The sequence below is a fragment of the Hymenobacter norwichensis DSM 15439 genome (assembly GCF_000420705.1).
Classification (GTDB): Bacteria; Bacteroidota; Bacteroidia; order Cytophagales; family Hymenobacteraceae; genus Hymenobacter; species Hymenobacter norwichensis.
Genome location: NZ_ATVL01000010.1, coordinates 16,785 through 40,811, shown reverse-complemented (window position 1 = coordinate 40,811; position 24,027 = coordinate 16,785). Strand labels below are relative to the sequence as shown.

13 protein-coding genes are annotated in these 24,027 nt (G+C 55.3%); 2 read left to right on the top strand and 11 right to left on the bottom strand.

Annotated elements, in window-relative coordinates:
* Nucleotides 1–62: 62 nt before the first annotated feature.
* The 7 genes from G536_RS0118195 to G536_RS0118165 form a co-directional block, all read right to left on the bottom strand.
* Nucleotides 63–458, bottom strand: coding sequence for a response regulator (locus G536_RS0118195; RefSeq protein ID WP_022825036.1), 396 nt, complete (start codon nt 456–458; stop codon nt 63–65).
* A 119-nt stretch (nt 459–577) separates the two neighbouring features.
* Nucleotides 578–1,984 (bottom strand): aspartate ammonia-lyase, encoded by a 1,407-nt coding sequence (gene aspA, locus G536_RS0118190; protein ID WP_022825035.1) that lies wholly within the window; start codon nt 1,982–1,984, stop codon nt 578–580.
* Nucleotides 1,985–2,198: 214 nt separating this feature from the next.
* Nucleotides 2,199–2,837 carry a DUF547 domain-containing protein gene (locus G536_RS0118185; protein ID WP_051167034.1) on the bottom strand — a complete coding sequence of 213 codons (639 nt, stop codon included), beginning with the start codon at nt 2,835–2,837 and terminating at the stop codon, nt 2,199–2,201.
* Between the two features lie 471 nt (nt 2,838–3,308).
* A complete protein-coding gene (locus G536_RS0118180) occupies nt 3,309–3,608 on the bottom strand; it encodes a hypothetical protein (RefSeq protein WP_022825033.1) in 300 nt (99 codons plus the stop codon).
* A 180-nt stretch (nt 3,609–3,788) separates the two neighbouring features.
* Complete coding sequence (locus G536_RS0118175; protein WP_022825032.1) at nt 3,789–4,226, bottom strand: hypothetical protein; 438 nt, start codon at nt 4,224–4,226, stop codon at nt 3,789–3,791.
* Between the two features lie 242 nt (nt 4,227–4,468).
* A complete protein-coding gene (locus tag G536_RS0118170; RefSeq protein WP_022825031.1) occupies nt 4,469–6,046 on the bottom strand; it encodes a M56 family metallopeptidase in 1,578 nt (525 codons plus the stop codon).
* Nucleotides 6,046–6,414 (bottom strand): BlaI/MecI/CopY family transcriptional regulator, encoded by a 369-nt coding sequence (locus G536_RS0118165; RefSeq protein WP_022825030.1) that lies wholly within the window; start codon nt 6,412–6,414, stop codon nt 6,046–6,048. The genes G536_RS0118170 and G536_RS0118165 overlap by 1 nt, the downstream gene beginning before the upstream one ends.
* Nucleotides 6,415–6,600: 186 nt before the next feature.
* On the opposite strand from G536_RS0118165, the gene pta reads away from it, so the two are divergent.
* Nucleotides 6,601–8,691 (top strand): phosphate acetyltransferase, encoded by a 2,091-nt coding sequence (gene pta / locus G536_RS0118160; RefSeq protein WP_022825029.1) that lies wholly within the window; start codon nt 6,601–6,603, stop codon nt 8,689–8,691.
* A gap of 35 nt (nt 8,692–8,726) precedes the next feature.
* On the opposite strand, the gene G536_RS0118155 is transcribed toward pta, so the two are convergent.
* On the bottom strand, nt 8,727–9,104 hold the full coding sequence (locus G536_RS0118155; RefSeq protein ID WP_022825028.1) for a DoxX family membrane protein: 378 nt from the start codon (nt 9,102–9,104) through the stop codon (nt 8,727–8,729).
* Nucleotides 9,105–9,375: 271 nt separating this feature from the next.
* Here G536_RS0118155 and G536_RS0118150 point away from each other — a divergent pair, with 271 nt between their 5' ends.
* A complete protein-coding gene (locus G536_RS0118150) occupies nt 9,376–10,581 on the top strand; it encodes an acetate/propionate family kinase (RefSeq protein WP_022825027.1) in 1,206 nt (401 codons plus the stop codon).
* A 247-nt stretch (nt 10,582–10,828) separates the two neighbouring features.
* On the opposite strand, the gene G536_RS0118145 is transcribed toward G536_RS0118150, so the two are convergent.
* The 3 genes from G536_RS0118145 to G536_RS0118135 form a co-directional block, all read right to left on the bottom strand.
* Complete coding sequence (locus G536_RS0118145) at nt 10,829–12,952, bottom strand: M13 family metallopeptidase (protein ID WP_022825026.1); 2,124 nt, start codon at nt 12,950–12,952, stop codon at nt 10,829–10,831.
* Between the two features lie 323 nt (nt 12,953–13,275).
* The gene (locus tag G536_RS0118140; protein WP_022825025.1) at nt 13,276–14,268 is read right to left on the bottom strand and encodes an NAD(P)/FAD-dependent oxidoreductase; all 993 of its coding nucleotides are present in this window, start codon (nt 14,266–14,268) and stop codon (nt 13,276–13,278) included.
* A gap of 162 nt (nt 14,269–14,430) precedes the next feature.
* Entirely contained in the window at nt 14,431–23,874 is a 9,444-nt protein-coding gene (locus tag G536_RS0118135; protein WP_084708696.1) for a PA14 domain-containing protein, read from the bottom strand.
* Nucleotides 23,875–24,027: the final 153 nt, after the last annotated feature.

The window sequence follows — 24,027 nt, the reverse complement described above, 5'->3', positions numbered from 1 at the left end:
TTCAGAAGAAGCAGCGGCTTTTGTTTGGCTGTAGGTCAATTGGTGGTACGACTCACTATGTTTTAGCTCTGCCTGGTTACCACTTGGTCGAAGATGGTGCGGATCTGGATTCTATCCAGCGGCTTATGAATCAGGCCCGAAACCAGCGGAAATTCATTGGCCCGTACTGTATCGGTGGGGTCAAGTGAAGAAGTCAGGATGTAGATAAAACACTGCCCGAGCAACTGCGCCTCATAAGGCTGCAATGCTTCCAGAAAAGCCCACCCATCGAGCCCCGGCATATTCAAGTCCAGCAGAATTACGTTGGGAGCGTGGCCCGGCAATTTGCTTTGCACGTAGCGTAGGGCTTCTTCAGGCAGCTCGAACGTGTGTATCTCATCAGCTAAGCCTTCGCGCTCTAACATCTTTCTTGTGATAAAGATGCTGACGTGCTCATCGTCTACCAATACAATCTGCATAGGAATTTAGGCTAGCAACAGGTAAAAAACATTGATTGTAGGCACTCGCCTGGCTTTGCAGTACCTGCTAGTTATTTATTCACTGTGGAGCAGCACGTGCCTAACTGGTAAGCGCTGCGCTATTGAATATAATGCGGACGAATCAGATTTTCGAATGTAAAGATTTCGTCCCATTTCTGCTGGGTCAGCAGTTGGCGCTCGGTTACGGCTATATCGTATACGTTTTTGCCAGTACGCAGCGCTTCTTTGGCTATTTCGGCGGCGGTTTCGTAGCCGAGCACGGGGTTCAGCTGCGTGACAATGCCAATGCTGTTGCGCACCAGTTTCTCGGCATGTGCTGCATTGGCCGTAATGCCCACCACGCACTTTTCGCGCAGGGTGTGGCAGGCGCGGGTCAGGTACGAGATGCTCGTGAACAAGGCAAACGAAATGACTGGCTCCATTACGTTTAGCTGCAACTGCCCGGCCTCGGCCGCCATCGTTACGGTTAGGTCGGCCCCAATAACGTAGAACGCCGTTTGATTGACCACCTCGGGCACCACCGGGTTTACTTTGCCGGGCATAATGCTAGAGCCCGGCTGAAGTGGCGGCAAGTTGATTTCAAACAGCCCCGCCCGTGGCCCCGACGACAGCAGCCGCAAATCGTTGCAGATTTTAGACAGCTTAACGGCAGTCCGCTTTAGCACCCCCGAGAGCTGCACGTAAGCACCGGTATCGTAGGTGGCTTCTATCAGGTCGCCGGCCAGCACCAAGTCTAGCCCGGTAATGGTACGCAGATGTTCGGTCACATTTTCGGCGTAGCCGGTTGGGGCGTTTACCCGCGTACCGATAGCCGTGGCGCCCATGTTGATTTCACTGATGAGGGTGCGGCTGTCCTGAATGCGGAGCAACTCTTCGCGTAGGTTGGTGGCAAATGCTTTGAACTCGTCGCCCATGCTCATGGGCACAGCGTCTTGGAGCTGCGTACGGCCCATTTTTAGTACGTTCTGAAACTCCTCGCCCTTCTGCGCAAAAGCGTCAGCCAGCTCACCCAGGGCCTGGCTATAACCTACCAGCTTGTTGTTGAGCGCAATGCGGAAGGCTGTAGGGTAGGCATCGTTGGTGGATTGGGAGCAGTTGACGTGGTTGTTGGGGTGGCAGAACTCATAAGCGCCCTTAGGCTTATCCATTAGCTCCAGGGCCACGTTGGCAATTACCTCGTTGGCATTCATATTCACGGAGGTACCCGCGCCGCCCTGAATCATGTCGGTTTGGAACTGATTGTCCATTTCGCCAGCAATTACCCGGTCACTAGCGCGGGCAATGTAATCGGCAATGGTGGGGTCGAGCACGCCCATGTCCCGGTTGGCCAGCGCGGCAGCCTTCTTCACGTAACCCAGCGCCTGCACAAACAGCGGCTCCGACTTCAGAGGGATACCCGTGATGTTGAAATTTTCGAGGGCGCGTAGCGTCTGGATACCATAGTAGGCGTCGGCCGGAATGGTCCGTTCGCCTAAGAAATCGTGTTCAAGCCGGGAAGTGAGCATGGAGTAGCAGTGGTAATGAAGCCTTTTTATAGCAACCGTACGGTCAAGATAGGTTTATGCGAGTAATCTGCCGAGGTATGTGGTTTCGGGGTATTCTCTGGTGTGGTGTACGGCAACTAGCAAAAGCAGAGCAGGCGGGCCTCATGTTAGTACATGAAACCCGCCTGCCGGATAGATAACTATTTGGTATTCTGCAAATAACAACAAGTGTTGTTTACTTGCTTTTCTGGTCGTTTAAGCGCCAATCGTAAGCATAGTAATCAGTAGAGAAAGAAGCAGGCACGCTCTTATCAGCCCGAAATTGGTTGATATAAGCCAGGCCGGTTTTGCCACTTCCGCCGAACTCGGCCTCATACCATTTAAATATTTCTGGCAGTTTCACAGTTTTAGCTACGGCGTCTACTTGCACGAAAGTTGGGTCTTGCAACACTCGCTGAGTTTGGGCGTTGAGCTGCACGAATAGGTCTCTACCAGTGTAGGCTTCGCGGCTCAAACGCGGGCAGCTGCTGGTACCACATACTAGCACAAAGTGCAGACGTGGGTCGTCGTAGAGCTTGCGTAGTTTGTTGTGTTCGAGTTGGTCGAGGGTCATTTTCTCGCCAGCAACTAACATTAGCTTTTTATCGAAGAAGCCAGGCATATGCTGCACGGAAGCTGACGGGTAGTTCTCTACTATTTGCCCAATTACCAATACGTTATACGCATTCAAATAGAAGGAATACAAGTCAGCTTGTGAGGCTGGGGCTTTCGTATCATAGGCGGCAATGTCGTAGAGTAAATCGTCTAGCTGCTGCGGCTCATGCTGAATAGCGCGGTAGTTTACTTCACCGGCCTTGTTCACGTAGCGTTTCAAGAACGCAGTGGTTGAGGCAGATATTTGTGCGGAAGTAGATGCAGCTTGTGCAACAGCGCAAGCTGAAATAAGGCTTAGTACTAGCGACAGGCGCAAAATCACTAGCTGGCAGACGTAGACCTTTTTCATGAAAAAAGTAATAGCAGTTGAATGATGACGTAAGCTAAAGAATAAATCCAATACTATTACTTATGTTATATAAATATATTTATTACACTAATAATCAGACTATTACAAAACCTCATAAATTGGATTTAATTCTAATAAAGAGAATAAAATCTCATTTCGAGAATCATACTATTATAAATAAACCCATACTCAGAAAAACCATTCATTGACATGACTGCCAAGCACCTTATATGTTAGTGGCCAATATTTCACTTTCTCTATAGATCCAGACACCTTATAATAACAACAGCCGCATCAGCCCAATGGCTAATGCGGCTGTTGTCTTATGCAGCGAGACTTAGGTTAGCGTTGTGGCATAGTACCTTTTGGTTCATCCACGGATATCACGCCCTTGCGCACCGGCACAGCGTTTTTGCGTTTGCGCATAGCGCGTCGCCGAGCAGCTCGCCGACGGAAAAAGCCTAAGCGCTTGTGCTTGCTACGGCTGTTGCCGCGGTACCTTTTATAATTGGGGCGTGGTACCTTGGGGTAGCTACTACTTATTGTTTCAATAGCAGCATCAGAAATGTTTTCTGCTGGTGCTGCTTCCGGACTCAAAAAAAGGAGGAACGCCAGTAACAACAGTACAATTTTTTTGTACATAAGCAAGTAATTGATGTAAGAATTGATTTCTCTTTCGCAGTGGCTTACTTGTATAATACAAGCTACTAACCACACAGTAGCAATATACGAACCAACTTGTCTAAAATAGTCTAATACGAGTATTATGACTACACAAACTATAGGTATAACAAATTGATATTATAAAAACGACGGTGCTTATTATACTACCTGCGATATAGGCTTAGCACCCTGTGCTACTAACCATTGTACTGCGTCGCCTTCATCGGTGAATTGATTAAGAGAGCAGTAATTGCCATGCGTATGCGGCAAAGAGGGTAATGTATCATCCTGAATGTAGCCGAGCTGGTAGGGAGCAGCTAGAAAAGCCAGAAAAACGTGCCCGTGCAGATGCTCGCGCAAGGTTGGATAAAAAGTGGTAGTCAACCAGTGCACGTCGCGCGCGTCCACTTCTAACCGTCGCCGCGAGTCGATTAGCCAGTAGCGGCAATCGGTGCAGGACGCGGCGTAGCGCAAAATGCTTTCGTAGCCCGCGCGCAGCTCCGACGATATAACTGGGCGTTTCCAGCGGGCCGTTATAACACCCAAATCGGGGCGGTAGCTCAGATCCAAGTAGTCGGGGTACACTGGAGAAGTCATGCGAGGCAAGCCGCTAGGCGCTGGGTGGAACAGTGGTGCTTACGCAGCAACCGGATTTTACGTTCGTTTCACTTGCTGGTCTACTTTAGTTAGAGTCTCTTGCTTTCCTTCGTTCGCAAGAACAAATTTCACCTGGGCTAGGAGTACTAAGCAGCAAATGCCTCCTGCACAACAAGCAGGAAGCATTTGCTATCAATAGGGATAACTGGGTACTACGCTGAAGCCAAGCAGTAGCAGGGCACTCAGTTGGTGGTAATAACCACTGCTCCGTTTTTGCCTTTGGCACCATACTTTGCCGTGGCTTTTTTGGCATCCAGCACGCCTACAGTTTTCAAGCGGCCCGCTGCAATCTTCGATGCCGCTACCGGAGCCTCCTGACCATTCACGATGAGCAGGCGGCCTCCTAAGTCTTCTTCCGATAAGCCTTTGCCGTCTACTACGGCGGAGTTTATTTTATTCACTTCCGGGCTGGCGGGCGTCAAAGTCATGTTGTGCTCCCTCATAAAGGCCAGCACTTCCTCTGAATTCTCTTTTCCTTTGGTAACAATCAGTACAGCGCCAGCTGTGGCACCAGGGCCAAATGAGCGGAGAGCTTCCTCCTTTTTCAGCACCATCATGTGGCTGACGGTTTTAGGGTCGAGCTTATCTATCTCGGCTTTGCTGATTGGCTTACCATCGAGAAAGTACAGCTGTTCGGCAACCGCAGTGGGCAGCACCTGCCCCTTAGCAGTGAAAAGCAGTTGCATCGGGCGACGGCCAATCGCAATTTCAGCTCTATATCGTGGGTTGCTATCATCTGTAGCGCGCACCTCTGCAACCCCAATGAGGCGGTATCCGGGATACTGCTGCACGATATATGCTAATGCTGCTGGTGGCAGGGCACTAATTGGCGCAGGCTTTTCGATATCCGTAATGTGCACTTCTGAGGCAGCTGCAATGAGCGAGACTGAGCCAGCTTTGGAAGCCGAGAAGCTTAATGCCAATCCAAACGCCAGCGGTAACGCAAGCAAATACCGGGATAGTTGGAGGCGCGAAGACTGCGGAGAATTCATCATTGTAATGCGGGATTTAAGGGTGATAAAAGAGAAAGGAAGAACCAGCGCCGGGCCCTGCGCCAGAGTGCTAAGCCGCACCAGACTGTATTGATAGTCTTGCTTGCCAAGCGCACTTTCTGTTAGCACGGCGTGGTCGGCAATGAACTCCAGGTTTTCCTGCACGGCCCGGAGCAGCAGCCACGCCGCCGGATTCGGCCAGCAGAATACGCGCAGCACCTGCCCCAGCAGTACATCCAGCGTGTGCCACTGCCGAATGTGCACCTGCTCATGCAATAGAATAGCGGCCAGCTCAGTGGGCTGGTGCTGGGTCGGGTTCAGGTAGATGGTTTGCCAAAACGAAAACGGCGTTACGGCTTCGGGCACTTCCCGAAACAGCACTCCCTGAGCTACCGGCCTTGCCAACCGGTGCAGCCGCCCCAACGATACGCCTTGCATTAGTAGCCGCCCTGCCAGCACCGCTACGCCTACCCAGTATAGCCGCAGCACCCAACTGTAGTAGTCTACCGGGGCAGGAGCCGGAGCTGCGGCCGGCGCCCCCGGCCATACCGACTGCCAGATCAACAGCTCCGTGTCTAGCACCGCCGGCCGGGGCCACAGCGCTGCCATGTCTATCAGCGGGTAGAGCACCGAAAAAGCCACGGCCCCCAGCAGATACCACCGGTTTAGGGTGTGGAAGGTGAGGCGACGGAGCAGCGCATAGTACACCGCCACAAACAGCAGCAGCGCCCCGTTCACTTGCAGCAGGTATTCCAGCAGGTGTGGCATCAGGGCTTAGGCTTCTGGTTTTCAATCATGCTGATGATATCCTTCAACTCCTCGGCGCTGATGTTCTGCTCTTGCGCGAAAAACGAAACCAAGTCCTTGTAGGAGTTGCGGAAGTAGTTGCCCACTACGGCCTGCATCGACTGCTTGCCATAGTCGTCGGCGGCAATGGCGGGCGTGAAGCGGTAGGTATTGCCGAGCTTCTCGCTGCGGAGGTAGCCTTTGCGCTCCAGGTTGCGGACGGTGGAAGCCAGCGTGGTGTAAGGCGGCCGGGGCTCGGGCAAGAGTTCCAGCACATCCTTGATAAAGCCACCGTTGAGCTGCCACAGCACCCGCATAGCTTCTTCTTCGGGTTGGGTTAGTCGTTCCATATACAAGTCTTTACGATACTTTCGTAATACTACGAACACTTCGTAATTAAGTATATGCCCGACCTATGTTTTATTTAGAGACACCCTGCGAGGGTGTTAAAACGCTTTGACAATAGGTCGCCCAGCCATTACTATGCAGCTTGTTGCGGCTATTCCCCGTAGGAACGTTTCTAACTGCTTCTCTCTATGACCAAGACCGTCTTTATTGCCTCCGCCGAACCACACAGCGGCAAATCATTGATTGCGCTGGGCTTGGTGGATATGCTACTAGGTAAAGCTCAGCGCATTGGCTACTTCAAGCCCATTATCAATGCGGTTAATGCTGAGAAGAAAGACGTACATATTGAAACGGTGCTTAGCTATTTCAACCTACCCGTTGGCTACGAGGAAACGTACGCCTACACCCGCCCGCAGGCCATGAGTTTGATGGAGGCCGACCGGCAGGGCGACATCATCGACACGGTCATTCACAAGTTCAAAACCCAGGAAGATAATTACGATTTCACGGTAGTGGAGGGCAGCGACTTTGTGGGCGAGGGCACGGCGTTTGAGTTTGATGCCAACATTTCCATTGCCAAAAACCTGGGCGCGCCAGTTATTATGGTGGTGTCGGGGGCGGGCAAAACCACGGCGCAGCTGGTCAATACGGCCCTCACGGTGTGGCGCAACGTGGAAGCCCGCGAAGTGCAGATGCTGGCGCTGGTAGCCAACAAGGTCAGCCCCGATCAGCTCGACGATGTGAGCAGCCTGCTACGGGCTCAGTTGCCCGAGGAAATCATCCTGACCTTGATTCCGGCCGATAAAAACCTCCAGAATGCTACCATGAAGGAGATCCATGAGCAACTAGGAGGCAAGCTACTGTTCGGGGGTGAGCAGCTCACCAATCAGGTTGACCACTTTATTACAGGGGCCATGCAGGTGCCCAACCTGCTCACGCGCCTTGCCGACAACGTGCTGATTGTAACGCCCGGTGACCGGGCCGACATCCTGCTGATTGCGCTGCAAGCCAACGCCTCGGCCAATTACCCGCGGGTGGCGGGGCTGGTGCTCACGGGCGGCCTGGAACCCGAGGAGCCGGTGCTCAAGCTGATTGAGGGCCTGCAAACCGTGGTGCCCATTCTGGCCGTGGAAACCGGTACCTTCCTCACTACCACCACCATCGGGGCCATTCAGTCGCGCATTACGGCCGATAATCCTAAGAAAATCAGGCTGGCCATTGATACGTTCAACCGCTACGTGGACGTGGCGGCGTTGCAGGAACGGATTGTGACGTTTGAACCCGAGGGCCTGACGCCGCACATGTTTCAGTACCGGCTGCTGCAATGGGCCAAAAGCCAGCGCAAGCACATTGTGCTACCCGAAGGCAACGACGACCGGATTCTGCGCGCCGCCGCCCGCCTCATCAACGAGGATGTGGTGGACCTCACCATTCTGGGCGACCCGGCGGCCATTACGGCATCGGTGAAGCGCCTGGGCTTGAATCTGGATTTAAGTCGCGTGCAGCTCATCGACCCGGCCCACGCCGAGAACTACGATGACTACGTGCAGACCTTGTACGAGCTGCGCAAAACCAAGAACGTGAACTACGACATGGCCCGGGACTTCATGCGCGACGTGTCGTATTTCGGGAGCATGATGGTGTACAAGGGCCACGCCGACGGCATGGTGTCGGGGGCGGTGCACACCACCCAGCACACTATCCGGCCGGCTTTGCAGTTCATCAAAACCAAGCCGGGCGTGTCGGTGGTGTCGTCGGTGTTCTTTATGTGCTTGCCTGACCGGGTGGCGGTGTTTGGCGACTGTGCCGTGAACCCCAACCCCACGGCCGAGCAGCTAGCAGAAATTGCAGTATCGTCGGCGGAAAGTAGTTTGCGGTTTGGCATCGAGCCGCGGGTGGCTATGCTCTCGTACTCGTCGGGCACCTCAGGCGAAGGGGCTGACGTAGAGAAGGTTCGGCAGGCTACGCAACTGGTGAAGCAGCGCCGCCCCGACCTAAAGGTGGAAGGCCCGATTCAGTATGATGCCGCCGTAGACCCGATGGTGGGCCGGCAGAAACTGCCCGGCTCGGAAGTAGCAGGCCAGGCCAGCGTGCTCATCTTCCCTGACCTGAACACTGGCAATAACACCTACAAAGCCGTGCAACGCGAAACCGGTGCCCTGGCCATTGGCCCGGTGCTACAGGGCCTCAACAAGCCCGTGAATGACCTGAGCCGCGGCTGCACCGTAGAAGACGTGTACAACACGGTGATTATCACGGCTATCCAGGCCCAGGGCTAAGGCAGCGGCAGCAGGCAAGAGCGGTTGTCTGCGGCTTAGGCTATCATGGTTAGGTACTTCTCCCGGTTTTCGAAAAGCACCCACAAATTGATGGCCAAGAGCACCAACGCAATAGGCAGGCCCGAGGGCGCCGCCACGATGTTGGTCAGCAGGATGCCTATTACAATGGGGAAAACAATGATGGCTCCTAACGCTCTGAATTTCGGAATCATAAAGAGCAAGCCTCCAATTACCTCAGCGGCTCCTACCAGTGGCATTATCCACCCGATTTCCGTGAAAGCAGCCGTTGCTTTCACCATCTTCTCGGGCAAATCTGCGGGCATGGGCATGTAATTGAGAAACTTATTAAGTCCCGCATTAATAAACATCAGCCCGAATAGCAGGCATACCACAAATAGTATTTTCTGTTTCATGAGCTTATTGGTTTCTGTAAATATACAACCAGCTACCACCCGGAAGGAGAGCCGGACTTACTCTCTGTTTGTACTCCAAATACCTGTTATTTATCTACATAGTCAACTGCCATTTTTCACTTTACCAACCTGTGACGCCTTGGCTACCAACTAGGTAGGAGCTACACGGCAAGTAAATTAAGTTCTGAGTCCCGGTGCAACGTGCGCCAGCGCGTGTCGTTTAGCTACCAGGCTTATTTGCAGTGCCGCTCAAGTGCATAACTCAACTTTTATGAATCTACTCGTTCTTAATTCCGGCAGCAGCTCCATTAAGTATCAGTTTTTTCGGTGGCCAACGGAAACACCAGCTTGCAGCGGCTTGTTGGAGCGCATCGGGCTCGATAATGCTGTGGTGACACACAAGGTGCTGGCCGGCGAGCAAGAAACCACCACCGTACTGTCGGTGGAGTTGCCCGACCATGAAGCCGGCCTGCGCGAAGTGGCCCGCCTACTGGCCGATCCGCAACTCGGTGTGATTCAAGACCCCGGCGAGGTGGAAGCGGTAGGGCATCGGGTGGTACACGGCGGCGAGGAGTTTGCCGCCACGGCACTGATTATTCCGGCCGTGAAAGAAGCTATCCGCAAGCTGTTTCCGCTGGCCCCGCTGCATAACCCAGCCAACTACCGTGGCATTGAAGTAGCCGAAAAGACGTTTCCGCAGGCCAAGCAAGTGGCAGTGTTCGATACGGCTTTCCACCAAACCATGCCCGAGCAAGCCTACCGCTACGCCATTCCCACGGAGCTGTACACCGAGCAGGGCATTCGGGTGTACGGCTTCCACGGCACCAGCCACAAATACGTAACCGAGCAAGCCGCACAGTACCTGAATACCCCTGATGCCCGGCTGGTAAGCGTGCACCTCGGCAACGGCTGTAGCATAGCGGCCGTGCGCAACGGCAAGTCTCTCGACACGAGCATGGGCTTCGGGCCCCTGGCCGGTTTGGTGATGGGCACCCGTTCCGGCGACATCGACCCTTCCGTGGTGTTCCACCTCATCAGCCAGCTCAGCTACACGCCCGAGCAAGTCAGCGCCCTGCTCAACAAGCAAAGCGGCATGCTGGCCCTCACCGGCCTCAGCGACATGCGCGACATAACCGCCGCCATCGAAGCCGGCGACGCCAACGCCCGCCTCGCCTACGACCTCTACGCCTACCGCATCAAGAAATACATTGGAGCCTACGCCGCCGCCCTCAACGGCCTCGACGCCATCATCTTCACGGCCGGCGTCGGTGAAAACGACGCGTTGGTGCGCAAGCTGGTCTGCCAGCACATGGACTACCTGGGCGTGAAACTCGATGCGGAGAAGAACGCCCAGCGCGCCAAAGGCATCCGGGAAATCAGCGCGGCGGATAGCCGTGTGAAAGTGCTAGTAGTGCCCACCAACGAAGAACTGGAAATTGCCCGCCAGTGCGTGGAGTTGTTGGAAGCTGCTGAGTAACTAGCGCTTGCTTTGATTCAGATAAATGATCTGTTGCCCGTCATGCAGAGGCGCAGCCGAAGCATCTCGCCTGCTGACACAGGAGTAGTAATCTAACATTAGCACGCGAGATGCTTCGCTGCGCTCTGCATGACAGGCAATTAGTTTTTGACAATTCTCAAACGGCTTCATTATTGAAAAAGGCGACCCGCATTGTGCGGGTCGCCTTTTTTAGCTATTTAGCAATCAACAATTCAACAATCAGCTACTACCAAATCTTGGCGCGGTCGTTTTGGGCGCGTACCATTTTGGCGTCTTCCTTGCAGCCGAAGGCTTCGTAGAACTCCGGCATGTTCATGAGCGGGCCGTTGGTGCGGTACTGCGAAGGGGAGTGCGGATCAGTTTGTACTTGCTGGCGCAGCGCTTCGGGGCGGGCGCTGGTACGCCAGATTTGGGCCCAACCCAGGAAGAATCGCTGCTCCGGCTTGAGGCCGTCGTAGTTGGGGCGTGGGTTGTTGCCGTACTGCTTGGCAAGTTGCTTTTGCAGCGCCGAGTAAGCCAGCGCCAAGCCACCGAAGTCGGCCAGGTTTTCGCCCATCGTCAGCTTACCGTTCACGAACACCGAATCGAGCGGCTGGAACGCCGAATACTGCTTGCCCACCATGTCGGCCCGTTTCGTGAATTCGGCAGCGTCTTCCTTGGTCCACCAGTCGCGCAGGTTGCCCTCGGCATCGGACTGCCGGCCTTGGTCATCGAAGCCGTGGGTGATTTCGTGGCCGATAACGGCGCCCATGCCGCCGTAGTTTACCGCGTCGTCGGCTTTGGGGTCGAAGAACGGGGGCTGCATGATGCCCGCGGGGAACACAATTTCGTTGAGCGACGAGTTATAATAGGCATTCACCGTGGGCGGCGTCATGCCCCATACACTCCGGTCGATGGGCTGGCCGTAGCGGCTCAACCGGTCTTTCGCGCCCCACTCCCGCGCCGCTAATACGTTTTTTAGGTACGACTCACGCGTGATGGTCAGCGCCGAATAGTCTTTCCACTTGTCGGGGTAACCAATTTTGACGGTGAAGGAATTCAGCTTTTTCAGGGCCTCTTTCTTGGTTACGTCGCTCATCCAGGAAAGCTGCTGAATATGCTCGCCCATGGCTTCCTTGATGTTGCCCACCATTTCCAGCGCCTTGGCTTTGGTTTCGGGGGTGAAGGCCTTCTCCACGTACAACTGCCCGAATGCCTCCCCCAGCGCCGCGTCGGTGGCCAGGTTCATGCGCTTCCAGCGGGGCTGCTGCACCTTGGCTCCCGTAAGCACCTGCTGATACCGGAATTCCTCATCCACGTACGCCTTGGGCAGCGCCGACGTCATGGAGCTGATTAAGTGAGCCCGCAGGTAGGTTTTCCAGTCGGCCAATGGCTCCTGCTTAAGGGCGGTGCTGGCTTCCTTCAGGAAATCAGGCTGGCCTACAATCACTTCTTTGGCCGAAGCCAAACCGAGTTGCGGCAGCATGGCCGTCAGGCCGAGGTTGGGGTATTGAGCGTTGGCCTCGGCCACCGTCATCTTGTTGTAGTTGGCGTACGGGTCGCGCAGGGCTACCCGCTCTTTGCTGGCTTTGGCGAGCCGGGTTTCCAGACGCACCACCGTTTCGGCTCCCTTTTTAGCTGTGGCCTCGTTGTCGCCGAGCAGCTTGAACAGGTTGGTCAGGTAGGTGGTATAGGCCGTACGGATGGTTTTCGAGCGGGCATCGTCCTTGAGGTAGTTGTCCCGGTCGGGCATGCCCAGGCCGCCCTGCGAGAGATACAGCGCATACTCCGTGCTCTTCTTGCGGTCCTGATTCACGCCCAGGCCAAACACCGAGCGGGTTTGCAGCATCTGGTGGCGCGCTAAGGCGTTTTGCAATCCTTTCAAATCCTTCACCGCATGAATGCGGGCTAGCTCGGGCTGCAAGTACTTCAAACCGGCTTTTTCGATAGCCATCGAGTCCATGGCCGAAGCGTAGAAGTCGCCTACTTTCTGCGCATTGGTGCCTTTAGCAGCCGAGGTATTGGCCGCGGCTTGCTCCAGAATGCTACGCAGAGCAGCATTGTTCTGATCGCGCAGAATGTTGAACGAGCCCCACGAGGTTTGGGCAGCGGGAATCGGCGTGTTCTTCAGCCAAGTGCCCCCGGCATAGTGGAAAAAGTCGTCACAGGGCGAAACCGACAGGTCGCGGCCAGCTAAGTCCAAGCCAACACCAGGTGCCGCAGGTGCCGCCGAAGCAGTAGCCGTGGTAGTAGCGGCCGTAGTGCCAGGGGTAGTAGCCGCCGTGGTGGCAGGCGTAGAGGAAGCACAACCCGCTAGGGCAAAGCCAGCGGCAGTGCCTAGCGTGAGAAGAAGGTTACAGTTTGAAATCATGAACGAGACGGTGGGAATGAAAAGCGAAGCATTATACAATAATAGCACTCATTACTTGAAAAATAGGAAATATTCAAGCCTCTGAATTACTATATCGTCAGGCAATAAACCTGCAGGATATATCCCCTCACGTAATGCTACATTTCATTCCGCACCATTCCACGCTTATCAGTAACTGGCTATATCCTACTCAATATAGAGATGGATATTTTCTGCATGTACTATTAGCTAGACTAGCTGGCTGGCACACACAAAACCGGGACAACAGACTTGTGGCACGGAAAAGCTATTACTTCTGCATGGGTTAAAGCCGTGGTTTATTACTATTTCGGGCACTCTTCGCGGGTGAGTTGCTCATTGATGCAGATGGCGGCTTGACCGCCTTTGGCAGCGGCTAACAGCGCCTGCTGGGTACCGGGCGTGGCGTCGCCGGCGGCGTAGAGGCCTATAATGGTAGTTTGGGCGTTTTTGTCCACCCAGATGCCGCCTTTCTTGGTGAAGCGGCAACCCAACTGCTCGGCCAAGGCGCTACGCTGGTGCTGATGTGCGTGAATGAATACGGCTGTGCGAACTAGCTTGTCTCCGTTCTTAAATACAATACACTGGAAACCGGCGCGCTTAGTGCCTTCCAGCTTGCTAACTTCCTCTTCCCGCACCTGAATACCTTGCTGGCGCAGACGGCGGCGGGCATTGTTGGTGAGTTGGCCAGGGCCATCGGTGCACACTACTACGTCCTTGCTCCAGCGGCTAACTAGCAGTGCCAGGCCGGTTACGGTTTTGCCTTGGCCATACACAGCCAAAGGCTGGTCACGCACTTCCCAGCCGTGGCAGTACGGACAGTGCAGTACGCCGGTACCCCAAAACTCGCGCATGCCTTCCACTACCGGCAGTTCGTCTTCCACGCCCGTAGCCAGCAGAATCTTGCGAGTAGTGCAGGCGCTGGTCCGCCCTGATTCGCCTTCCAGCGTTACACGAAACCCGACAGCCAGCGGCTCCACTCCTGCCACGCGCCTCGGCTTCACTGCCACGGAGGTGTAGGGTTGCAGTTGCTCGTGCCCCAGTTGCAGTAAGTCAGCGGGCTTGATACCGTCGCGGGTGAAAAAGCCCTGCACGCCTGGTGAAGGCGCATTACGCGGGGCACCCCCGTCGCAGACCAGCACCCGGCGCAAACTGCGGCCTAGTACTAGCGCGGCACTCAGGCCTGCACTCCCCGCCCCTACTATTACCACGTCATAATCGAGCAGCGGCGCAGTGGGCGGACGGTGGCGGCGTGGGCGAGGCGTAACGGCAGAAGGAAGTGAAACGGCAGTAGGCATGGTATGGCAGCAATAAATCAGCCTACATATACCCCCGCCCGCCCCGATAGGTTGACAACCTTCGGCTGGCTGGCAGGTCTTACCTAGCCCTTGGGCAGCTAGGCCACAAAAAAAGCCCTGCCGGATACCGACAGGGCTTTTCTTATTGGGTTGAAACTAGCGCTATTCTTTCACCAGACGCTCACTCAGTTTCAGACCGTTGCCGCGCACCTGAATGATGTAGGTACCGGTTGGCAGGTTCTGTACGTCAACCGTTTTGTTGATGCCACCCTCCACCGAGTAGGTACCGAGGATGCGGCCAGCAGCGTCAACCAGTAGAGCCTGGTAGTTGCCTTTTGGTAGTGTGCTCAGATCCAGCGTCACCACCCGGTCGGCGGTAGTAGCTGGGTTCGGGAACACGCTCAGCTTGGCCGTTACGGCAGCCTGGCCTTCGAAACGCACCGTGCGTACGGGCGAGTACGCTACCGTGCCGTCGAGGTCAACCTGACGCAAGCGGTAGTACACTAGGCTCTGAGTGCGGGCTCCGATGCCAGCATCTTTGAAGCTGTACGGCGTGGCGGCTTGGGTGGTACCCTGGCCACGCACCGTGCCAATCTTCTCAAACGTGCTACCGTTCAGGCTGCGCTCTACTTCGAAGTGGTCATTGTTTTTCTCCGAAGCAGTAGTCCAATCCAACAGCGCATCCACTTTCACAGCACGTACTTCGAAGGATGCCAGCTCCACTGGCAGCGGACGAGTACCGATTACGATAGTGAAGGTGCTGGTGTTGGTGCCACCATAAGCATCAACCGTGGTAACCGTTACGGGGTAGCTACCGGCCACCAGCGCAACGCGGTTGGTTACCGTGATGATACCCGTTACAGGATCCAGGGTGGTACCGGCGGGCAGCGTGCCACTCGTCAGGGTAGCCGTCTGGATACCGGTGTTGGTTACAGCTGGCGTGGCAGCGCTGCTGTAGCTACCACCGTTTACGTCGAACACGTTGGCAATTACGTCACCGTTCTGGTACGGCGTGGCACCACCTTTTGGCGTAGTCAGCGTGTATACCGCGCTGATGTCCTGGCCAACCGGGATGGTGTAGGTAGCCGGGGCCGACACTGAACCAGCATTGTCAGTAGCCGTGTAGGTGAAGAAGGCATTGCCTACGAAGGAAGCCACTGGGTCGAAGGTGAGGTTGGCCACGTCGGCAGCCGGTACCGGCGTGTTAGGCGTTACCAGTACATTGTTCAGGCGCAATACTCCTTGCGTAGTAGCATCTGGAATGCTCGTGATGGTATACGTTGTGATGGTAGTGTTACCATCGGCATCCGTACCACTCAGTGCCGAAATAGCCATAGCTCCAGCGGTGTTGCCTTCTGGCGTCCGCAGCGCGTTTACTACGGCGTTGGCTACTGGAGCCCGGTTGCCTTTGGCAGTGGTTACCGTGGCAGCGTCGTTGGTAGTACCCGGCGTGGTTGGCTGGGTGCTATTCGTCGTTACGTTGGCTATTACGTTGTAAGACGTTGGGATGGTAGCTGGCGCGTTGAACGAAATGGTATTCACTACCTCACCGTTGATGCCGGCTACCTGGTTGCTGATGGTTGGGAAAGTCACCTCGTTGCCCACCAGTGTACCACCACCGGAAATCACCACGTTGGTGGCACCAGCCGGGATGGTCACTTTCTGCACCACGCCAGTAGCTACTGATGGGCCGTTGTTGATCGTCGATACTGAGTACGTTACCAGGTCACCGGGCTGCGTAGCTGCCGGGCCGCTGATGGTCGTAGTCACGTCGGCGCGCTGGCTCACGGTCAGGCTCTGGAACTCCACGTTGTTGGCAACCGAAGGATCCGACTGGTCGCCGGATACCAGACCACGCGTGGTGAACGGCGTAGCGCCAGGCACCACAAACACCACCGAGTTCGGCACCGAAGCCCCAATGGCCAAGGACGACAAAGCTGGGAAGGTTACTACGCCCGTAGCCGGGTCGTAGGTACCACCGTTGGTGATGGACGTCACCGTCAGGCCGGGCTCAATGGACACGCGTGTTACCACATTGGTAGCCGCTATTGTGCTGGCCGCTGAGTTGGTCGTCGTCACGTTCAGCGTCATCGACTGACCCGCTACTGGCGAGTTCGTGCTAGGCGCCACAACAATTTGCAGATCAGCTTGGCCAGTGGTTGGGGCAGCCACATTGGTAGTAATGGTAGCTACGTTGTTGGTGTAGCTGCTTTCTTCCGAATCGGTGCTTACCGAGGCGGCAGCGTACAGGCTTGTCAGCGTAGACGGAGCAACGAAACGGATTCCGTAGCTAACCGCCCCTTCGCGACCAGACGCCTGGCTGGCGATGGTGGCGAACGTAACCACACCGGTAGTAGCGTTGTAGGTACCGTTTGAGGTTACAACGTTGCTCAGGCCCGTAGGCAGCTGCACCTTGATAACCGTGTTGGCAGCCGCGGCTTGGCCATTGTTGATGGCCGATACCACGTAGTCAACCTGGTTGCCTTGTACGATGGTGGCAGGCCCGTTCAGCGCTACCGTTACATCGGTCATACCCTTCACCTGCGTTGTTACACTGGCCGTGTTGTTGGCTGGCTGGCTATCCACCACAGTAGAAGTAGCAGAAGCCACATTCCGAACCGTGCTGATGTTTGGCTCGGTGTAGGTAATGGTGTTCGACGTAGCCGAGCCGTTGAGCAAGCTGGCCGTAGCCGGGAACGTAACCACACCGGTAGTAGCGTTGTAAGTACCGTTACCCGATACCGTCACGCCCGTGAGGCCGGCCGGGATGGACACCGTGGTAGCCACGTTGGTAGCCGTTACCGGACCGTTGTTGGTGGTAGTTACGGTGTACGTAGCCGAGCTACCCGACACCACCGAAGCAGGACCTGTCAGGCGAACTACCAAATCGGTAGTTGGCATCACCGTCACGTCGGCAGTGGAGATGTTGTCAGCTGGCATCGAATCAGCGTTAGCCGAGGAAATGGTGGCCACGCCGGCTACCACACCCGAGGCTGGCGCCGGGAACGAAACGCTGTACGAAGTAGTAGCCCCACTCAGGATGGATGCTACAGGTACTACCACTACGCCAGTGGCGCTGTTGTAGCCCGTGGTAGCCGTGTTAGACACCACGTTGTTGTTGGCGTCGCGCACTACTACGTTGCTCAGGCCAGCAGGCAGCGTAGTTTGCTGCGCTACAGTTGTAGCTGTAGCCGCGCCCCGGTTGCCCGAGGTTACGGTAAAGTTTACCGCGTCACCCAGCAGTACGTTAGCACTCGGAGTGGTAATGGTCGTGTAGATGTTGGCGTTGGTGGAAGCGGCCGGAGCAGCATTCACTACCATTGCCGAGGCAGCTACCGAGTTGTTACCGGTGTTCGAGTCGCCAGGGTTGGTGCCGTTAGCCGTGGCGGTAGCCGTAGCCGTGAAGCCCGTGGCGTTGGTGGTAGTTGGCGTGAAGCTGATGGTGTTGTCCACCCGCGCGCCGTTGGCCATAGCCTCAAGCACTGGGAAGGTTACGGTGCCATTAGTCGCGTTGTAAGTACCGCCATTCGACACGTACACGTTGGTCAGGTTAGTTGGCAGGCCCGTTACGGTCTGCACTACGCTTGGTGCCATCGATGGACCATTGTTGATGGTCATCACGCTGAACGTGGTTTGCACCCCAACTGCCGTGCTGGTTGGCCCCGTAATCGAGGTCGTCACATCGTAGGTTGGTGTTACGCTGATGCTAGCGCTCTGCGTGTTATTAGCCGTCTGACCGGCCTCCGACGTGGTGGTTCTGATGCTGGCCGTAGCCGTTACCGGACCAGAAGCCGGCGCCGTGAAGGAAATCACCGAAGCCGTGCTGCCACCGCTGTTGTAAGAGGTAATACCAGCGTAAGTCACGATACCCGTGGCGTTGTCGTACACCCCACCATTGGAGGCAGTTACGGTACCTAAACCAGCAGGCAACTGTACCGAAGCCACTACACCAGCCGCCGTAGCAGGACCAGCATTGCTGAAGCTCACGTTGAAGCTAGCCGATTGACCAGCCGTTACAGAACCTGCACCAGCCGAGATGATAGCCGCTACGTTGGCGGTGCTGCCTACGGTAGCATTCAGCGTAGCCGAGTTTGGAGCCGTATCGGCACCCTGCGGCGTGTTGGTCGTTACGTTGCTGATGATAGGGGCGCTACCGGTAGTGGTAGGGGCCGTAAAGCTGAACGAGAAGAGGTTAGTAGCACCAGCGGCCAAAGAAGCAGCTGTGCCGAAGTCGATAATGTTACCGGAAGGCACGTACGCCACACCATTCACGAAAACGTTGGTAGCACCAGCTGGCAAGCTCACTTGCTGCGTCACCGATACCGCTGGGTTAGGACCGTTGTTGGTATAGGCTGCCGTATAAGTGCTAGTAGCCTGACCAGGGTTCAGGTTAGTCGGACCAGCCAATGTAGTAGTCACATCAGCTGTGCCATTCACCGGAATGGTATAGGTGTTCGGCGTCAGGTCGGCGCGGCCGTTGTTGTCGGTTACCGAATACGTGAAGCTAGCATTGCCGTTGAAGCTGGCCGTTGGGTCGAAGGTTAACAGGTTCAAAGAACCGGCTGGAATAGCCTGCCCGGCTACCACTGCCGTTCCGTTGAACGCCAGCACACCACTAGCAGCGCTTGGCAGGGTTACAATGTTGTAGTAAGCCAACGTACCATCCGTGTCCGTACCCGACAGGTTCGGATTGAGCACTGTAGCAGCCGCTGCACTCAGCAGCGCAGTGTTGGTGGCGTCTTGTGCCACAGGCGGGATGTTGGTAGTGGCCGGACCGGCGCAGAACAAGCCTGAAGGAATCACCTGGCGAGCAATATTATTGGCTACACTGGCGTATTCCAGCCGAAGCGCGTTGCCACCTGCAACCTCCCCGTATGCTACCGTAATGTCATGCAAACCAGCTGACAGCGTTACAGTTGCCTGAAGCGTAGCGTAACCATGAGCACCGCCGTTGTTGATGGTCGCATTAGCAGTCGTTGGAGCCAAGGCGGCGCCATCCAACCAGAGGTAGGAAGCATCATCGGAGCCCAAGTAGAAGGTATAGGAACCAGCAGATGCAATGTAGATACTGCCACGGTAGCGGGCCGAGAACTGGTCGTAATCCGTAGCGGAGCCACCGGCTACGCCCGTCAGGTTGCCCCAGGTTGCACTACCATTACCGGTGCTGAAATCCACGGTTGGATCAATGCGACGGATTGGAGCGGTGCGCTGGAAGTAGCTGATGTTGTCGGCGAAGAAGCCAGCATAATACTCGGCCGTCAGGCCGCTGCTAGCATTCGTGTTGTCGAAATATGACGGCTGACAGCTAACGGCGCCTACCGGAATGGTATAGGTGTTCGGCGTCAGGTCGGTGCGGCCGTTGTTGTCGGTTACCGAATACGTGAAGCTAGCATTGCCAGTGAAACCAGCAGCCGGATCAAAGGTCAGCTGGTTGAGCGAAGCGGCTGGAATAGCCTGCCCAACTACTACTGCCGTCCCGTTGAAAGCTAGCACGCCACTAGCGGCGCTTGGTAACGTCTCGATGTTATAGTAAGCCAGGGTACCATCCGTATCTGAACCAGAGATATTCGGGTCTAGAATAGTGGCGGCTAACACGTTCGGAAGGAAGCTGTTGGTAGCGTCGTTGGCTACAGGCGGCGTATTGGTAGTGGCCGGACCAGCGCAGAACAGATTGGCCGGAACCACCTGGCGGGTGATGCCAAGTGCGGTGTTTTCATACTCCAACTTCAAACGGTTGTCACCGGCACCTTCGCCGTAGGCTATTGTGATGTTGTGTAGACCAGCAGTTAACGTTATGGTAGCCTGCTGCGTAGCGTAAGAGTGGCCACCGCCGTTGTTGATAGAGGCGTTAGCTGTAGTGGGCGCCAAAGCGGCCCCATCCAGCCAGAGGTAGGAAGCATCATCAGAGCCTAAGTAGAAGGTGTAGGAACCGGCCGAAGCAATGTATACGCTGCCACGGTAAAGAGCTGAGTAGGCGTCGTAGTTCGTAGCGGAGCCACCAGCTACACCTGTTAAGTTACCCCAGGTAGCACTGCCGTTGCCGGCGCTGAAATCAATCAGCGGGTCGATGCGGCGGATTGGAGCAGTACGCTGGAAATAACTGATGTTATCAGCGTAGTAGCCGGCGTAATACTCGGCGGTCAGGCCGCTGCTAGCATTCGTGTTGTCGAAATACGACGGCTGGCAGCCAGCTGGCGAGCCAGTCACTACGATAGACAAGGTAACTGCATCAGCACCGGTGTTAGCTCCTTGGCTTTCGGTGTTGGTAACAGCGCTGGTCAGAGAGTATGTGCCAGAAGTAGGAGGCGCCGTGTAGCTGAAGCTGAACGAGTTGCTAACGCCGCTGTTGAGCGTAGCCAACGTACCGAAATCAACGGTGGTAACCGTACCTACTGTAGAGAAAGTAGCACCTGCGGGAAGCTGAGCCGCCGTAACGGTTGCGCCGGCCGGCAAGGTTACGCGCCGCGTTACGTTGGTAGCTTGGCTCGGGCCGTTGTTGGCAAAAGTTACCGTATAGCTACCTGAAGCTTGGCCTGGGCTGAGGGCGGTAGGACCCGTCAGAGTCGTGGCAACGTCAGCAACTGGTAATACCAGATTACCCGAGAATTCCGATGTGCTGTTGTTCAAGCGGGCCGTGCTGGTCAGAACGGCTGTGCCACTGAGCAACGCCGTGCGCTGGTCGGCCGTGAGGCTGCTCAATGGAATAGTAAAGGTGAAGGGGTTGCTGTTGTCGGTACCCTGTGCCAATCCGTTGATGTTACCGGGGCCATAGGTGGTGGCAGCGCCAGTATTGGTATCGTCGGTGGCGTTGCCTTCAGTGCGGCTAACTAAGTAGCTCGAGCCCTGGCCAAAGCCTTTGTTGTTGGTAACAGTGGCCGTGGAAGTGGGGTCGGTGGTGAGCGGCGTTGCCAGAAACAGTTCTACTAGGGAACCGCTGCGAGCAAAGCCATTCACTACCAACGAAGTACCGTTAAGCGTAGCCGTGGTGAGCACCGGGAAGTTGAACAGCCCGTTGCCGCCAGTGTCGCCGTCGCCGTTGTCGTTGATGGTGACGTTGGAAGTAGTACCCGTCTGGCCGTTCCAGAACGTAGTAGTATTGCCTTCAGCCGTACTCAGCAAGTCGATACCCAGGCGGGTGTTGCCGCTCATCGAGTTCTGCGAAATCGTCACCTGGTTAGCGGCGCCTATCACCAGCACGCCTGAGCCGTTGTTGCCGGTCAGCACGTTGCCCGAAATAATTGTAGGGTTAGTGGCGCCAAATACTCGTAGGCCTGAGCCTTCTTCGCCGGTGTTGGCAGTAACGCCCGCGCCGTTGTTGCTGATGGTGTTGTCCGATATGGTGTTGCCACCAATACCATTACCAAACGAATCGATACCGTGACCATAGCTGGCCGTTATCAGGTTGCCCGACACGGTATTGTTCGTACTGTTGCCCTGCAATTCCACTCCGTCAAATACCAGTCTCTCGCCGTTGCCAGCAATTGTCGTTATAGCATTACCCCGTACTTCATTGCCGGTAATGGTGTTGTTATTAGCACCATTGCCATTGTTGGATTGCACCCAGATGCCCATCCCACCATTGAAACCTATCAGGTTATTGCTAATGGTTCCGTTGTCGGAGGCGTTTAGGTTGATGCCTTCGTTTAGGGTGCGCACCCCGGTACCAGGGTCAGTGAAACTAGTAGCTGACGTACCAATTACGTTCTGCTCAATACGAGTACCAACGACATCAATGTTAGCCAAGATGTTGGTTGCGAAACCATACATGCTCAGACCGCGCATCGTAATGTTGTTGGCCGCCGCTCTTAAGCCGTCGAAAGTAGTTGCGCCTCTGAGCTGCACTTCCGGGCCATTGAGCTGCGTAAGCGCTAATGCGCCAGTACCCACGGTACCGCCCGCACCCAGCGTTATGTTGTTGGTGTTGCCAATATTGAAGGTCTGAGTGGTGCCATCGATATTGGTTAGTGGCCCCGTGATGTTAGGCAGCGCGGTGGTTGGTGCAATAGCTGCTACCCCGTTGGTGAGCAACGAAGCCGGTCCGCCATTCGTGCTAGCCAACAGGCCAGGGCGAGCGGCACCATTCGGAATCATGAAAATGCTGCTTTCTACGCCGCCGTCCAGCGGAATAGTAGCACCAGTAATATCTACCCGCGAGCCAGCCTGAGCCAAGGTGGCTTCGCCCCCCAAAGCATTGGAATTAGTGATAAACTGCCGCAACGAGCCTTGGCCCGCGTTGTTGGTATTGGTTATCACATCAAAGTTGTAGCCGAAATCGGTACTTACGGTAGCGCTGGCTGCCAGCGTAATGGTCGCTTGGCTTTGCGCAATGGTAGCAGAGGTATTCAAACTGGCCAAGGTGGTACCTGTTGTGCCATTGCCAGCATCTACTTTTGCTGGTGCTTCTCCACCTACACGCGTAGTGGTACCATTATAGGTTTGAACTGGTAGCAGACCCGCTACGTAGCCCGTGCGCGACGAGGTTACAGTGCTGTTTACTACGCGCACCGTGTAGTCACCAGCTGCTAGGCCACTGAACGCATACTGCCCGAAAGCATCAGTGGTAGTAGCCGTCACATAAGTACCAGCCGCGTTATAGATTTCAACCCGTGCGTTAGGCCGGGGTTCACCACCCGAGGTGGCCAGCGTACGGCCGGCCCCCCCACCGTAGTTTACGTCCTCAAACACATAGCCAATCAGGTTGGCAGGAGTAAGCGCTGATACCCCAATTTGCCATTTCTCCCCTATGTGCTGCGTGTCGTTGGTAGTTCCTGGCTGTGGGTGCCAAGCGTTACCGCCACCATCCCCGCGTAGATATACTCTGAACGAGAGGGTAGTAATACCACTCACAGGAGTAGTTACTAGCACCGAGCCACTGGCACCACCATTACCCGTGGCAGCGGTAATAGCGCCTGAGTTGTTCAGAATCTGAGTTGCGTTAACCGTAAGTTCATTGGAGCCGCTTAGCTTGGAAAGCGTAACGCCAGTGGTTAACAAATCCAACTCGGCACTGAAACCCAAAGCACCGTATGTGCCGCCAAAACCAGTGATTTGCACCACTGGATTCACGACGGGCCGATTGAACGTAATGTCTAAGTCCACATACCGATATCGTGCAGCGGTGGTAGCGTTATAGGTTAGTGCCTGAGCGCTGAGAAAGACGTCCACGCTACGGTTAGACGCAATATCTATTCCACCGGACACACCACCTGCCGACGTGTAGTTGGCATTTGTAGATCCACCGATATTACTCATTAGCGGAAACCGCTCATCAGCAATAGCAGCAACTCCGTTGGTATTGATATTGGCGCCGAAGGAGGCACCCGTCCCCGTACTTATCCGTCCTGTTGGAATTGCGGCAAACTGCTGATTGCTAAAAGCAAAGGTTGCCGTCGTGGTCGGAGTATAAGTGGTGAACGTGTTAGTCGTTGGGTTGCCTGCGTTGTTTTGGAACGTGATTACCTGAGCGGTAGTAGCCACAGGTCCGTTGCCCGTTGGGTTGTTGGCACCCGTAGCAAACTCCAGCGTAGGAGTCTGCGCCCACGCATCGGTTCGGCTTAGCGTCAACCACGCTAGCAGCATGGCTGAAAATCGTAAGGTTGTCCTCATAGGGAGAAAGAAATGGTGGAAATCAAAATAATCATGAATTAAAACAGGCAAAAAGACGCTATAGGCCGAGCTTGCTTTTCAAAAATACTGTGGCTATTAGGTAGCTACCTATCTATTTCGCTGAATAAACTCTCAGGCTCGGTGAATACTCAT